General features: G+C 71.3%; 12 protein-coding genes. 8 read left to right on the forward strand and 4 right to left on the reverse strand.

The window, feature by feature from the left end; genetic code table 11:
* Positions 1–304: 304 nt before the first annotated feature.
* Genes AB0C30_RS25290 through AB0C30_RS25300 form a run of 3 tightly spaced genes read left to right on the forward strand, consistent with a single transcriptional unit; the run spans position 305 to position 4,491 of the window.
* Positions 305–880, forward strand: a complete 576-nt coding sequence (locus AB0C30_RS25290; protein ID WP_357948446.1) for a hypothetical protein — start codon at positions 305–307, stop codon at positions 878–880.
* A complete protein-coding gene (locus tag AB0C30_RS25295; RefSeq protein ID WP_357948447.1) occupies positions 877–2,589 on the forward strand; it encodes a hypothetical protein in 1,713 nt (570 codons plus the stop codon). Before AB0C30_RS25290 ends, AB0C30_RS25295 begins: the two co-directional genes overlap by 4 nt.
* Positions 2,590–2,604: 15 nt before the next feature.
* Entirely contained in the window at positions 2,605–4,491 is a 1,887-nt protein-coding gene (locus AB0C30_RS25300; protein ID WP_357948450.1) for a glycosyltransferase family 2 protein, read from the forward strand.
* Between the two features lie 8 nt (positions 4,492–4,499).
* Here the strand turns inward: AB0C30_RS25300 and AB0C30_RS25305 are convergent, their stop codons facing one another.
* Both AB0C30_RS25305 and pseB read right to left on the reverse strand, forming a co-directional pair.
* Entirely contained in the window at positions 4,500–5,624 is a 1,125-nt protein-coding gene (locus tag AB0C30_RS25305) for an aminotransferase class I/II-fold pyridoxal phosphate-dependent enzyme (RefSeq protein WP_357948453.1), read from the reverse strand.
* The gene (gene pseB, locus AB0C30_RS25310) at positions 5,624–6,607 is read right to left on the reverse strand and encodes a UDP-N-acetylglucosamine 4,6-dehydratase (inverting) (RefSeq protein ID WP_357948455.1); all 984 of its coding nucleotides are present in this window, start codon (positions 6,605–6,607) and stop codon (positions 5,624–5,626) included. The genes AB0C30_RS25305 and pseB overlap by 1 nt, the downstream gene beginning before the upstream one ends.
* 88 nt (positions 6,608–6,695) lie before the next feature.
* On the opposite strand from pseB, the gene AB0C30_RS25315 reads away from it, so the two are divergent.
* Together AB0C30_RS25315 and AB0C30_RS25320 are read left to right on the forward strand one after the other, a co-directional pair.
* On the forward strand, positions 6,696–7,424 hold the full coding sequence (locus AB0C30_RS25315; RefSeq protein WP_357948458.1) for a glycosyltransferase family protein: 729 nt from the start codon (positions 6,696–6,698) through the stop codon (positions 7,422–7,424).
* A complete protein-coding gene (locus tag AB0C30_RS25320) occupies positions 7,421–8,419 on the forward strand; it encodes a hypothetical protein (RefSeq protein WP_357948460.1) in 999 nt (332 codons plus the stop codon). The genes AB0C30_RS25315 and AB0C30_RS25320 overlap by 4 nt, the downstream gene beginning before the upstream one ends.
* Before the next feature lie 85 nt (positions 8,420–8,504).
* Here the strand turns inward: AB0C30_RS25320 and pseI are convergent, their stop codons facing one another.
* Complete coding sequence (pseI, locus tag AB0C30_RS25325) at positions 8,505–9,548, reverse strand: pseudaminic acid synthase (protein ID WP_357948463.1); 1,044 nt, start codon at positions 9,546–9,548, stop codon at positions 8,505–8,507.
* Positions 9,545–10,063: a UDP-4-amino-4,6-dideoxy-N-acetyl-beta-L-altrosamine N-acetyltransferase gene (gene pseH / locus AB0C30_RS25330; protein WP_357948466.1), complete on the reverse strand. Its 519-nt coding sequence runs from the start codon at positions 10,061–10,063 to the stop codon at positions 9,545–9,547. Before pseH ends, pseI begins: the two co-directional genes overlap by 4 nt.
* A gap of 159 nt (positions 10,064–10,222) precedes the next feature.
* On the opposite strand from pseH, the gene AB0C30_RS25335 reads away from it, so the two are divergent.
* Genes AB0C30_RS25335 through AB0C30_RS25345 form a run of 3 tightly spaced genes read left to right on the forward strand, consistent with a single transcriptional unit; the run spans position 10,223 to position 13,602 of the window.
* Positions 10,223–11,662, forward strand: a complete 1,440-nt coding sequence (locus tag AB0C30_RS25335; protein WP_357948469.1) for a glycosyltransferase family 2 protein — start codon at positions 10,223–10,225, stop codon at positions 11,660–11,662.
* Between the two features lie 49 nt (positions 11,663–11,711).
* Positions 11,712–12,536 (forward strand): CDP-alcohol phosphatidyltransferase family protein, encoded by an 825-nt coding sequence (locus AB0C30_RS25340; RefSeq protein WP_357948472.1) that lies wholly within the window; start codon positions 11,712–11,714, stop codon positions 12,534–12,536.
* 16 nt (positions 12,537–12,552) lie between these two features.
* The gene (locus AB0C30_RS25345) at positions 12,553–13,602 is read left to right on the forward strand and encodes a sulfotransferase (protein ID WP_357948475.1); all 1,050 of its coding nucleotides are present in this window, start codon (positions 12,553–12,555) and stop codon (positions 13,600–13,602) included.
* Positions 13,603–13,611: the final 9 nt, after the last annotated feature.

The following is a 13,611-nucleotide window of genomic DNA, read 5'->3' on the forward strand; positions in this document are numbered from 1 at the left end:
GGCTGAGAATGTCGCATGGGGCGCGTCAACCGCTACAGGGGGAATGATGGACGAATCCAATCACTGGTACGGGCACTCCCGCATACTCGGCCGATACTGTGAAATGGCGGAAGACACTCCCCGGCGAATACAGGGTTTCCTGCAGCACGGCTGGAACTATCTCCACGGATTCCCGCCCAACGACCACTGGTGCAGCCCCGGCTACCCCCGTTTTGTCTGGTCCGACGTGCTCAGACGGCGGGGCTGGTCGATGGGCCGCCGTGGTCACTATGTCATCGGCGCGCCGTGGATCTACCTTCTAGATATGGAGCCGGGAAAGGCCGCGGTCCCCGAAAGGAAGGGTACGATCTGGTATCCCTTCCACGGCTGGGAAAAGCATTCGGTCAGCGGTGACCATGCCCGGCTGGCCGCCGAAATATCCGAAGTGGAGACGGGGCCGGTGACAATCTGTCTTTACTGGTTGGAATTCGCCAATCCGGACATTCGGCGGGCTTATCGGTCGGCGGGTTTCCGCGTCATCTGCCATGGTGAGCGCGGTTCGCGGTGGGACGGCAGAGGACGCGACTTCCTGTCCGGCCAGCTGGCCGAGCTGCGGCGGCATCGTCGGGTGGCGTCCAACCGGCTCGGTAGCGCGCTGTTCTATGGCGCCTCCGTGGGCTGCGACGTCGCCGTCTACGGAGACCCGATGCAGCTGGAGGACGAGCGGCCCGAGTACGGCGGCACCGCCCGCCGCATGCGGCTCTGGCCCGAGCTGCACGGCGTGCGCGTCGACCCAGAGGCGGCCAGGGAGGCGGCCCGGCAGGAGCTGGGATTCGAGTATCAGGCGACACCGGAGGAGCTACGGCGAATGTTCGGCTGGAAGCGGGCGCGATGCGCATGAACGAGGCACCCGAGAACGTCCGGCTGATCGGCGGCGAGATGCTGCTGTGGTCGGACTCATCCCATACGTCCGGCGTCACGGACTGGCGGGGCGTGGCCCTGGAACTGGTCAGACGCCTGCTCCCCATCGAGACCGGCGAGGGCCGCCAGGACAGCGAGGGCGGCCAGGGCCGGGAGGGCCGCGAGGCCAAAGAAGCCGCCGAGGGCGCGAGGGCCAGAGTGCTGCTGGTCGGGCCGCATCCACGCGGCTTGGTGGACGAGGTGGTGGCGCGGGCCGCGTCGGTGGCCGTGCTGCTGCGCTCCTACCCCGACGCCTGTGCCCTCGCCGAGCGCCACCCCGATCTGGCCGTGCACTGCGGCCGTCTGTCGGCGCTGCCCGAGACCGAGCCGTACGACCTGGTCCTGGCGCTCGACGGGCTGCGGCGTACGCACTCGGCCGAGGAGGTCGCGCCGCCCTGGCGCGAGTCGGTGGGCGCGCTCGCCGCCCTCGTCGCGCCGGGCGGGCGGTTCGTCCTGAGCGTGAGCAACGACCTGGGTATCGACCGGTTCGTCGAGGCCAGGCCAGCCGACCGGGACGGCGGCGACGAGCACTGGGAGCCGCACGGGTTCGACCAGGGCTACCCCGACGGGCCCGGCGCCCTCGACGAGGCGTTGGTGGCGGCCGGACTGACCCCCGAGAGGTGTTACGCCGCCTATCCGGGCCGCGCGGCGCCCCGCGCGCTGCTCGCCCGCGAACTGCTCGGCTGCGATCTGCCCGACGCGCTCACGGTGCCGTTGAGCGCCCGTGGCGGCGACAGGATGCTGGTGGCCGACCCGCTGCGGCTGACCCGGCTGGTGTTCAGCCACGGTCTCGGCGAGCAGCTCGCCCCGGTATGGGTGGCCATGGCGACCAAACCCTCGGACGCGCCCAACCCGCCAATCGGCCAGTTCGAGGGCCCGCCCACAGCGCGCGCGGACCTGCCGCTCGGCCTGTTCGAGGAGGGTCACGCCGTACACGAGGTCATCTGGGGCGCCACCCGTCGGCTGCCCGACGGCGTGGAGCGGGCCATCCCGGCGGGCCGCGTCGTGGAGGAGGTCCTGATCGAGGCGTGCGCCCGCGAGGACGTACGGGCCGTCCGCGACCTGCTCACCGTGCTGGGCGACTGGGTCGAGATGGGCGGCGACGCCGCGGCCGACAACCTGGTCTGGGACGGCGAGCGGTTCGCCGCCATCCATGCCCTGCCCGCGCCGCCTGACCGGCCCGCCGACCGCGTGGTGTTGTGCCGGGTGTTGTGGCGGTTCGCGGTACGCCTGCTGGCCGCCGGTCACCACCACCCGTGGCCGTGGCCGCGGCAGGCCGAGCAGCTGACGCTGACGCTCTGCGGCATGGCGAACCGGCCGTGCGACCAGGCGGATCTCGACCTGGCCCGCAAGCTCGACGCCGAGCTGGGGCAGCCGGCCGAGCTGAGCGACGCCGCTCCGACGTACCGGGACCTGCTCGGCGCGCGGGACCGGTTGGCGGACCAGCTGACCGCCGCGCTGGCCAGGGTGTCCCGCCTGGAGACCAAGCTCACCTACCGCGAGCGCGAGCTGCTGCGGGCCAGGGGGCGGCTGAGAAAGAGCCAGCGGAAGTCGGCCGCCTACCGCAGGACGCTCGGTTACCGGCTCTCGCGCCGCCTGGCCCGCCCGCGCAGGGTCGCCCGCCGGGTCCTGCGCCTGCTGTCCGGCTGACGAAGAGGAGTTCCCGTGCCGGTTCTTTCGGTGATCGTCCCGTTCTACAACGTTGAGAAGTACATCGGTCCCTGCCTGGATTCGCTGGCCGCGCAGAAGCTCCAGGACCTTGAGATGATCTGCGTGGACGACGGCAGCACCGACGGCGGTGCCGCCGTGGTCGAGGCCCGGATGGCGGCCGACCCGCGGATCAGCCTCATCCGGCAGGCCAACCAGGGGGTGGGGCGGGCCCGCAACATCGGCGTCCGCCGGGCCACGGGCCGCTACCTGGCCTTCGTCGACGGTGACGACAAGGTGCCGCCCCGCGCGTTCCAGCGGCTGGTCGCCTCCCTGGAGGCCACCGGTTCCGATCTGGCCTGCGGCAACGTCATGCGGCTGCACCGCAACCTGCTCGTACCCTCGTGGGCGCACAAGCAGGCGTTCGCCGAGTCGCGCAAGCGCACGCACATCACCCGCCACCCGCTGCTGATCCGCGACCGCATGCTGTGGAACAAGGTCTACCGGCTCGACTTCTGGAACGCACTCGGCCTGGCCTTCCCCGAGCGCATGTACGAGGACCAGCCGGTCGCCATGGCCGCGCACGTGGGCGCCTCGTCGGTCGACGTGATCAAGGGCATCGTCTACCACTGGCGGCAGCGCGACGAGGAGGGCACCTCGATCACCCAGCGCCGCCTGGAGCCGGCCAACCTGCGGGACCGCCTGCTGTCGGTGCTGGAGACGGCCGCGCTGCTCACCACCGGCGCGCCCGCGCTCAAGCCGGACTTCGACCGCGACACGCTCGAGATCGACATGAGCGTCGCGGTGGAGGCGATGGCCATGATGGGCGCCGCGGCCGATCCCGGCCTCGTCGACCTGGTCGTCCGCTATCTCGACGGCGTCGCGCCGGAGGCGTGGCAGAGCATCCCGTTCGCGCAGCGGCTCCAGGTGCACCTGCTCCACGGACGTCGCCTGGACGAGCTGGCGCGCGTCTTCGAGCAGGACCGCGCGGGCCGCCTGCTTCCGCGGGTCAGCCCCCCGGGCCTGCTGCGCAAGCGCTGGTACGGCCGGCACCCGGCCATGCCCAGGCACCTGTCGGAGGTGTCGGCCGAGCTCAAGCTGTCGGCCCGGCTGGTCGAGCTGGAGTGGCGCGACGGCGAGCTCGGCGGTATGGGCCGGGTGAGCATCGGCCGGTTCGACGTCTCGGACCTGCGCCGTACGAGTGTGCAGGTGTGGCTGCAGGAGCGCAGGACCGGCGAGATCGTCGCGCAGTCCGACCAGCGCGTCTCACCGACCTGGGCGAGCGTCGAGCAGGAGGAGGGCGCTGCGGTGGCCGAGCACGGGTTCTCCTTCGCCTTCGCGTTCGACCCGGCGACGCTGAGCCGCGCGCAGCTCGCCCGGCTTGGGCACTGGGATCTGCGGGTACGGCTGCGCGGCCCCCGGCTGAAGCTGGAGGCGAAGGTCGTCGGATCGCGCTGGCTGCCGCCGCTGGTGCCCGCGCCGAAGCGCAGGGCGGGCGTGTGGCTGGTGCCGGTACGCGGCGGTGGCGGGGCCTGGGGATTGCGGCTGCGCCGGGCCGAGGCGCTGATCGGTGAGTGCCGGGTGGACGGCGACGACCTGGTCTTCTCCGGCGAGCTCAGCGACCCGGGCGACGGCGATCCGGTGCTGCGGCTGGTGCGCAGGAGCGACGGCGAGGAGATGTACTTCCCCGTCACGCTGGCCGGGCAGAGCTTCCGGGCCCGGGTGTCGCTGGTGGACATCGACGAGGTCGTCGGTCGTGAGTCGCGCTGGGACTTCGTCATCGACCAGGGCCGGGAGATCCGGCCGCTGGTACGTACTCGGGCGCGGCCGATCGTGACGGTCGCCGAGCGGCGCTTCCTGGTGGACCGGGGCGACGACGGCTGCCTCATGCTCGCCGAACGATGAGACGGCCGTCAGTCCAGGATGGCCCGCAGCCGGTCGACGACCTCGTCCTGCTGCTGGTCGGTGAGGTCGGGGAAGAGCGGCAGTGAGAGCTGCTCGGCGTAGTAGGACTCGGCTTCGGGGCAGATCCCGCGCCGGTAGCCGAGGTCCTCGAAGACCGGATGCCAGTAGGCCGGGATGTAGTTGACCTGCACCCCGATGCCCTCGGCCCGCATGCGTTCGTAGACCTCCCGCCTGCGGCCGTCGCGGACCCTGACCGGGTAGAGGTGCCAGCACGGCGTGGTGTACGGGCGCCGCGCGGGCAGCGTCAGGCCCGGCAGGTCGCCGAGCAGCGCGTTGTAGCGGGCGACCAGCTCGATCCGCCGCGCGCGGAAGCCTTCGAGTCGCCGCAGCTGGCTGAGGCCGAGCGCGCAGAGCACGTCCGGTAGCCGGTAGTTGAGGCCGAAGTCGTGGACCTCCTGGTGCCAGCCGCCGTGGCCGGGATCGCGCTGCTCGGCCGGGTCGCGGACCAGGCCGTGGTTACGGAAACGGGCGGCGCGGACATAGCGGTCATGGTCGCGTACGGCGACGGCGCCGCCCTCGGCGGTGGTCACGGTCTTGGTCGGGAAGAAGGAGAACGTGGTGAGGTCGGCCTGCTCCCCGACCGGCCGGTCCTTGTAACGCGAGCCGAGGGAGTGGGCGGCGTCGCCGATCAGCACGGCTCCGGTCCGGTCGGCTATCGCGCGGAGTTCGTCGTAGTCGGCGGGGTGGCCGGCGTAGTCGACCGCGGTGATCGCCTTGGTGGCGTCGCCCGCCAGTGACTCGACCGAGGCGGGATCGAGGTTGCCCGTGTCGGGCTGCACGTCGGCGAAGACCACCCGGGCGCCGCGCATGGCGGCGGTGGCGGCCGTCGCCACGAACGTCAGCGGCGACGTGATCACCTCGTCTCCCGGCCCGACCCCGGCCGCCGCGTACGCGACGTGCAGGGCCGCCGTGCCCGACGTGACCGCCAGGCACGGCACGCCGCCGGTCCACCGGGCCAGCTCGGCCTCGAACGAGCCGACCATGGGCCCGGTCGTCAGCCACTCGCCGAGCAGCACCTCGGTCACGGCCTGGACATCGGTGTCGGCGATCGACTGCCGTCCGTAGGGAAGCATCAGACGCCCACCGTCACCATGGCGCGCAGGTCCTCGACCGACAGCCAGCGGTCGTTGGTGTCGGAGCGGTAGGCGAAACCGTCCGGCAGCAGCTCGCCGCCCTGCGGGGGCACGTAGCCCCAGCTGGCGATCGTCGGCTGCACCACATAGCGGTCGCTCAGGCGCAGGGTCCTGCGGCCGTCGTCGGGGCCGATCATCTCCTCGTGCAGCTTCTCGCCGGGCCGGATGCCGATCTCGTAGACCGGGCTCCGGGGCGCCAGTGCTTGGGCCAGGTCGGGCAGGCGCATGCTGGGGATGCGCGGCACGTACAGCTCGCCGCCCTGCATCAGGTCGAAGGAGTCGACCACGAATCGGACGGCCTGGTCGAGCGTGATCCAGAACCGGGTCATCCGCTTGTCGGTGATCGGCACGCTGCCGCCCTCCTGGGCCAGCCGCAGGAAGAACGGCACCACCGAGCCCCTGCTGCCCACCACGTTGCCGTAGCGGACCACGGCGAAGCGGGTGACGTGGCTGGCGGCGTAGTGGTTGGCCGAGACGAACAGCTTGTCGGCGACCAGCTTCGAGGCGCCGTACAGGTTGATCGGGCTGGACGCCTTGTCGGTGGAGAGCGCGACGACCTTGCGCACGCCGCAGTCGATGGCGGCCTCCACCACGTTCTGGGAGCCGGAGACGTTGGTCCTCACGTATTCGAACGGGTTGTACTCGGCCGTGTCGACCTGCTTCAGCGCCGCCGCGTGCACGACGTAGTCGATGCCGTGCATGGCCCTGGCCAGGCGATCCCTGTCGCGCACGTCGCCGATGAACCAGCGCAGCCGCTGGTCGTCGTCGAACAGGTGACGTGCCTCGTACTGCTTGAGCTCGTCGCGCGAGAAGACCACCATGCGGCGCACGTCGAGGTGGTCCAGCGCGTGCCGGACGAAAGCCTTGCCGAAGGACCCCGTGCCTCCGGTGATCAGAATTGACGATCCACTGAGAATGCTCACGCGGCCCCCCGCCGTAGTCATCCGAGCTGCCCGGTAGCATAGCGCGATCGTTCGATGACACACGGTCACAGAGGGGAATGGGGCTTCCGTGCGAATTGTCGGAATCATCCAGGCGCGCATGGGCTCGACGCGCCTGCCGGGCAAGGTCTTGCGCGATCTCGGGGGCCGCTCCGTGCTGGGCTGGGTGGTCCGTGCGGTACGCGAGGCGGCCGCGGTCGACGATCTGGTGGTGGCGACCACCACGGAGGCGGTCGACGACGTGGTGGTGGCGGAGTGCCGCCGGCTCGGTGTGTTCTGGCACCGGGGGCCGGTCGACGACGTGCTCACCCGGTTCACGCAGGTGCTGCGGGGTCGCCCGGGCGACGCCGTCATGCGATTCACGGCGGACTGCCCGCTGCTCGATCCGGTGGTGATCCGCGAGGCCGCGCTGGTCTTCCGCGCGGTGCCCGGCCTCGACTATCTGAGCACGAGCCTGGCGCGCACACTGCCGCGCGGGCTCGACGTGGAGATCGCGGGGCTGGCCGCGCTGAAACGGGCCGACCTGGAGGCCACCGCGCATCACCGCACGCATGTCACCTCCTACCTCTACACGCATCCGGGGGAGTCGCGGCTGCTCGGCCTCGCCTACGCGCCGTCGGCGGCCGACCTGCGGGTCACGCTCGACACCGAGGACGACTGGCGGCTCATCTCACGGGTCGTCGCGGAGCTGGGCGATCGGTGCGTGCCGGTACGGTCGCTGGTCGGCTGGCTGCGGGAGCGGCCCGAGGTGTGCGAGCTCAACGCGCACGTGGCGCAGAAGGCGTTGCAGGAGGCGTGACGCACCGGGTGGGGTTCCGCTGCGACGCGGGCGTGGCGAGCGGGGTCGGTCACCTGATGCGCTGCGTGGCGCTGGCCGAGGAACTGTGCGGGCGGGGGGCCGAGGTGCTGTTCCTCGGGGACGTGGCGGGGTCGGCGTGGGCGGAGTCGCAGTTGCGGCAGCGCGCGTTCCCGCTGTGCCCGGCGCCTTCGGAGCCGCGCGCGCTGGCCGAGCTGGTGCGGGTGCTCGGGCTGGACGCGGTGGTGCTGGACTCGTACGTGCTGGCTCCCGGTACGGGCGCGGCGCTGCGGGCGGCGGGCACGGCCGTGCTGGCGATCGTCGACGGCGACCCGCTGGGCCAGGAGGCGGACCTCTACCTCGACCAGAACCTCGGCGCCGAGCTGCGCCCCTTCCGACACTCGGGGCAGGCTGCGGATGGGCCGTGGGGTGGGCGGCTGGCGGGGGCTCGTTATGTGCTGCTGCGGGACAGCGTCCTGCTGATGCGGGGGACCGCCCGCCGCCGCCCGGCCCGGCCGGAGGGGCCGCTGGTGCTGTGCTTCTTCGGCGGCACCGACAGCGCCGGTGTGGCGCCGGCCTGGGCCGGGGCGCTGCGTGCCACCGGGCTGCCATTCCGGGCGACCGTGGTCAGCCCGGTGTCGTTCGAGGTGGACGGGCCCGTCACGGTCATCCCGCCGACGGACCGGCTGCCCGGCCTGATGGCCGAGGCCAACCTGGTGATCACCGCGGCGGGCTCGGCCGTCTGGGAGCTGCTGCACCTGGGTGTGCCCACCGCGCTGAGCTGGGTGGCCGACAACCAGCTGATCGGCTACGAGGCGCTGGTCGGCGGCGGACTCGCGGCGGGGCTGGGACCGGCCCCGGACGCGGCGGCCGTTGGCGTCCTGGCCCGCCTGCTCGCCGACCCGGCGGCCCGCGAGGAGTACGGCAGGCGCGGTGCCGGGCTGATCGACGGCCGCGGCAGGGAACGCGTCGCCGACGCGCTCCTCGCCCTCCTCTGAACCGAGCCCCCGTCGGACCAGTGAACCGGGCGCCCGTCGGACCAGTGAACCGGGCGCCCGTCAAAACCGGTGAAACCAGGGCGCGTCAGACCAGGTCCCAGGTCAGCGGGGTGCCGAGCGTGGCGTCCCTGGCGAAGCGGCGGCCCATCACCTGCGCCGCCGCCGCCGGCGGCAGCCCCCCGGCCGGCCGGATGGAGCGGACGTTCTGCTCTGTCACCGGCTCGCCCGCCCGCACATCCCGTACGACATACAGCGACCGCCGGAACCGCAGCCCCTCGCGCTCGGAGGCCCGCGGCCCGATGACCGCGCTGCCCAGCGACTGCCAGGCCCGCTCGCTCTCCACCACGAGCGCCGCGAGCTCGGCGGGCTCCAGCGAGAACGCCGAGTCGACACCCCCGTCACCCCGGTCCACCGTGACGTGCTTCTCGATCAGGCACGCCCCGAGCGCGACGGCCGCGAGCGCGGCGCCGATGCCGGGCGTGTGGTCGGAGATGCCGACGACCGCGCCGGTGAGCCCGGCGAGCAGCGGCAGCGAGCGCAGGTTGCTCTCGGCGGGCGCGGCGGGGTAGGAGGCGGTACAGGCCAGCATGGCGAGCTGGGTGCAGCCCGCCTCGCGGGCGGCCTCCGCGGCGGCGTGGATCTCGCCGATCGACGCCATGCCGGTGGAGATGATCAGCGGCTTGCCCGTGGCGGCGGCGAGCCTGATCAGGGGGAGGTCCACGATCTCCGAAGAGGCGATCTTGTAGGCCGGGGCGCCGAGATTCTCCAGCAGATCGATGGCCGTGGGGTCGAAGGGCGAGGAGAACGGGATGAGCCCCCGCCCGCGAGCCCTGGCGAAGATCGGCTCGTGCCACTCCCACGGCGTGTGCGCCCGCTCGAAGAGCCGGTAGAGCCGCTCGCCACCCCACAGCTCATGGTCGTCACCCAGGCGGAAGGCGGGGCCGTCGGCGTCGACGGTGATCGTGTCGGGGCGGTAGGTCTGCAGCTTCAGGGCGTGCGCGCCGCTGTCGGCCACCGCGTCGACGATGGCCAGAGCCTGCTCCAGGCGGCCGTTGTGGTTGCCCGACATCTCGGCGATGACGAAGGGGGGCTGTCCCGCCCCGATCGCCCGCCCGGCGATGGAGATCATGCGTGGTCCTTCCTCAAAGAGTCGTCCTTCCTGATGAGTTGCACGGTGACGACGTCGCGGCGGACGCCGTCGATGTCGCGCCGGTGGACGGCGACCTCGGCGAACCCGAAGCGCCGGTGCAGCCCCCTGGCCGCCTCGTTGCGGGCGAGCACCTCGCCACGCAGCGTGGTCAGCCCCAGCGGCCCGAAAGCGTGGTCGATGGCGGCCCGCTCCAGCCCGATCCAGGCCGGCAGCAGCGCGCCCGACGGCTCCAGCCCGGCCAGATCGAGGTAGAACCCCCACTCGCCGCTCCGCGCGGCGGGGTCGAGCTCGGAGAACGTCACCACCCCCGCCGCGGTCCCGTCGTGAACGTAGATCAGCACCCGCCTGGCCGGATCGTCCTTCACCCCGGCCCACCACCGGGCGTGCTCCTCCTCGGCGATGACGTGGGTGGTGAAGCTCGCCGCCCGCACCCTCGGGTGGTTGCGCCATCGGCGGATGGCGGGCAGCTCATGGTCGTGTACGGGTCTCAGCACGGCTTCCCCCTACTCAGCGCGCTCGATCCATTGCACAACGTAGCGGATCCATCCGGCAAAGAGCTGATCAGAGTGCGGCATCGAACGTCGTGCCGGAGTGATGGCCAGGGCATGCTGCCCTCGACCCCTACTACCCCGACCCCAAGGGAGCTTCTCGGTATGACGCCCATGCTCAGCGTCGTCGTCCCGATCTACAACGTGGAGCCGTATATCGGCGAATGTCTGGAATCTCTGGCGGCTCAGACGCTGGAGGACATCGAGGTCATCCTCGTGGACGACGGCTCGTTGGACGGAAGCGCGCGGGTGGCCCGTGAGTTCGTGGCCCGTGATCCGCGCTTCGTCCTGTTCGACCAGCCGAACCAGGGCCCAGGTCCGGCGCGCAACGCGGGGATCCGGCGGGCCCGCGGCACCTATCTGGCCTTCGCGGACAGCGACGACGTCGTGCCGCCCAAGGCGTACGAGCTGCTGGTCGAGTCGTTGCGGGAGAGCGGCTCGGACTTCGCGTGCGGCGGGGTGCTGCGCCTGAGGGAGGGCGAGCTGGCCGTGTCGTCCATGCACGAGAAGGCGTTCAGGCGCCCCGCGCGGGGCGCGCACATCCGGGAGCGCCGGTCCCTGATCAGGGACCGCACGGTCTGGAACAAGGTCTACCGGCAGGACTTCTGGCGCGCGCACGAGCTGGAGTTCCCGGCGGGGATCTATGAGGATGTGCCGCTCAGCATGCGGGCGCACGTACTGGCGAAGGGCGTCGACGTGCTCCCCGACATCGTCTACCACTGGCGTAAGCGCGAGGAGGGGGAGAGCTCGATCACCCAGCGGCGGATGGAGCTGCCGAACCTGGCCGAACGGCTGGCCGCCATCCGCGCGGTCCGGGCCTTCCTCAGCGAGCAGGAGCCCGAGCTGGCCGACGCCTTCGACGGCGTGGTGCTGGAGAAGGACCTCCTGTTCCTGTTCCAGGCGCTGGAGTACGCCGAGGACGACGAGGTCGGGCCGCTGCTCGAACTCTCGCAGGAGTGGCTGGCCGGGCTGAGCCCCGTCGCTCTCGGCGAGGTGGCGTCGCTGCGCCGGCTCGAACTCCACCTGCTGAGCCGCGGCCTGGTCGAGGAGCTGCGGGTGGTGCGCAGGTTCAGGCGCGACTCGGTCGACGGCACCCCCATCGTGCCGCACGAGATCGGCTGGTACGGCGACTACCCCTACTTCCGCGACCGGACCCTCCAGATCCCCGACGCCGTCTTCGAGGCGAGTGACGAGGTCAAGCTGCTGGCCACGGTCCATGAGTGCGGCTGGACGGGGAGCCGCTTCGAGGTAAGCGGCGAGGTGGTCCTCCACCGGGTGGCGCGGGAGCCGAACCGGATCGGCATGTGGCTGACCGACGGCGAGCGCCGGGTCCCGCTGGAGGTACGGCGTACGGGCGGGCAGGGCGTCTCGGTGGAGATCGACCCGGCACGGCTCGAAGAGGGCGGCCCGAGCTGGCGGCTGCACGCCCGCGTGGAACTGTGCGGCCTGGTGCTCAAGACGTGCTTTCGCGATGCCGAGGCGCAGAAGGTCTGGCGGCTGTCGGTGCCAGGATGGTCAAGAACCGGCATGGACATCGCCCAGTAGTTCCAGAGAGTAATTGGATCACGGCGGTGCGTCGCCATGCTTGGAAGCCATGAGGACCTATTCGCTGGATGACGTCTACGCGACACGCAAGCGGAGAGACTCCTGGTGGACCGTGTACTTCGTGGACCCGGTCGCCTGCCGGGCCGCTCTGCTGGTGGCCAACCACACGCGGTTGACGCCCAACCAGCTCACGGTGGTCTCGCTGGTCCTCGGCATGGCGTCCGCCGTATGTCTCGCGATGGACCTGCTGGCCGCGGGGGCGGCCATGTTCTATCTGAGCTTCATGGTGGACTGCCTTGACGGCAAGATAGCGCGGCTCAAGGGCTCGGGGACGCCCTTCGGCCTGTGGCTCGACTACGTCGGCGACCGGATCAGGGTGGTGTGCTGCGCCACCGGCCTCGCTTACGGCCAGTACGCGATCACCGGCGACGTCCGCTACATCGTCATGGGCGCGGCGGTGGCGGTGGTCGACCTGTTCAGGTACGTCAACGCGCCGCAGATGAAGCGGGTCCGCGAGACGGTCAAGGCGGAGCGGGAGGCCGACGGGGAGGCCCGGGCGGAGGAAGAGGACGAGCCCGAGGTGCGGATCCCGCGCCAGAGGCCGCCGATGAGCCGGTCACGTCGCCTCATGCGGCGGATCAACAAGGCGATGGTCCGCCGCCGTATCCGTGCCCACCTGATCAGCGGCATCGAGTTCCACGCCGCGGTGTTCGTGGTCGCGCCGCTCGTGGGCACCGTGGCGCTGATCCCGGTTTCCGCGGTCGCCAGCGTCTCGTTGCTGGTCAACGAGGTCTGGCTCGTCCACCGGATGTGGCTCTTCACGCGCAAGCACAGCGTGCCCTCCACGAGGAGCCGAGAGCACGTTCTCGTCTAAGTTTTCGGGGGTTTTCATGTCAGACCGGCCCATTTTCGTCGTCGGCTGTCCGCGCTCCGGCACCACGATGCTGCAGCTCATGCTCCACTCGCACCCGCGGATCGCGGTGCCGCCGGAGACCAGGTTCCTGGTGCCCGTCTACCACCGGCGCCGCTCGTTCGGCGACCTGCGCGTCGAGGAGCGCCGCCGCGCGCTCGCGGAGTGGATCGCGGGCGACCGCAGCACCAAGTTCCGCGAGCTCAAGATCGACAGGGAGGACTTCGTCCAGCAGGTCGTGGACGGGCCCGGGACGCTCGGCTCGGTGCTCGGCACCACCTTCCGCATGTACGCCGACCGCTTCGACAAGGCCCGCTGGGGAGACAAGCGGCCGAGCTACGTCAAGCAGGTCGACATCCTGCTCAGGCTCTTCCCCGACGCCCAGTTCATCCACCTGATCAGGGACGGCCGCGACTGCGTCTCGTCACTGAAGGAGATGCCCTGGTACACGCTGGACTCCTTCCACGCGATCTCCACCTGGGCCGAGGCCATCGACGCGGGCAACAGGCTGCGGCGGATGCTGCCCGAGGACACCTACTACGAGCTGCGGTACGAGGACCTGACCGACGACCCGGCGACCGAGATGAAGAAGCTCTGTCACTTCCTCGACGAGGACTTCGACCCGAGCACGGTCTCTCCGCGCGAGGCGGCCACCGTGGCGGTCCCCGCGCACAAGGTCTGGCACAGCAACACGCACGGCGAGGTCACCCGCGCCAGGGTGGGCAGCTGGGCCAAGCGGCTGGAGGACTGGGAGATCTCGCTGTGCGAGCAGGTGCTCGGCGACCGGCTGGAGGCCAATGGCTACGAGCTGTCCGGCGCGCCGGCAGCGTCCAAAGAGCACCTGGTCACCTGCCACAAGACGATGCAGAAGCGGCGCGCCAACCGGATGCGCAAGATGGTGCGCGACCGCATCAACCGGCTGCGCGAGCCGAGCCCGGTCGCCGCGCTGCTCACCTCGAAGCAGCAGCTGCTCGCCGGGATTCCGCAGCCGCGTAACGAGTCGCCCGAGCTGGCCCAGCGCGCGCGGTAACAACAGCGC

The organism is Nonomuraea sp. NPDC048901 (genome assembly GCF_040649695.1).
Lineage (GTDB): Bacteria > Actinomycetota > Actinomycetes > Streptosporangiales > Streptosporangiaceae > Nonomuraea.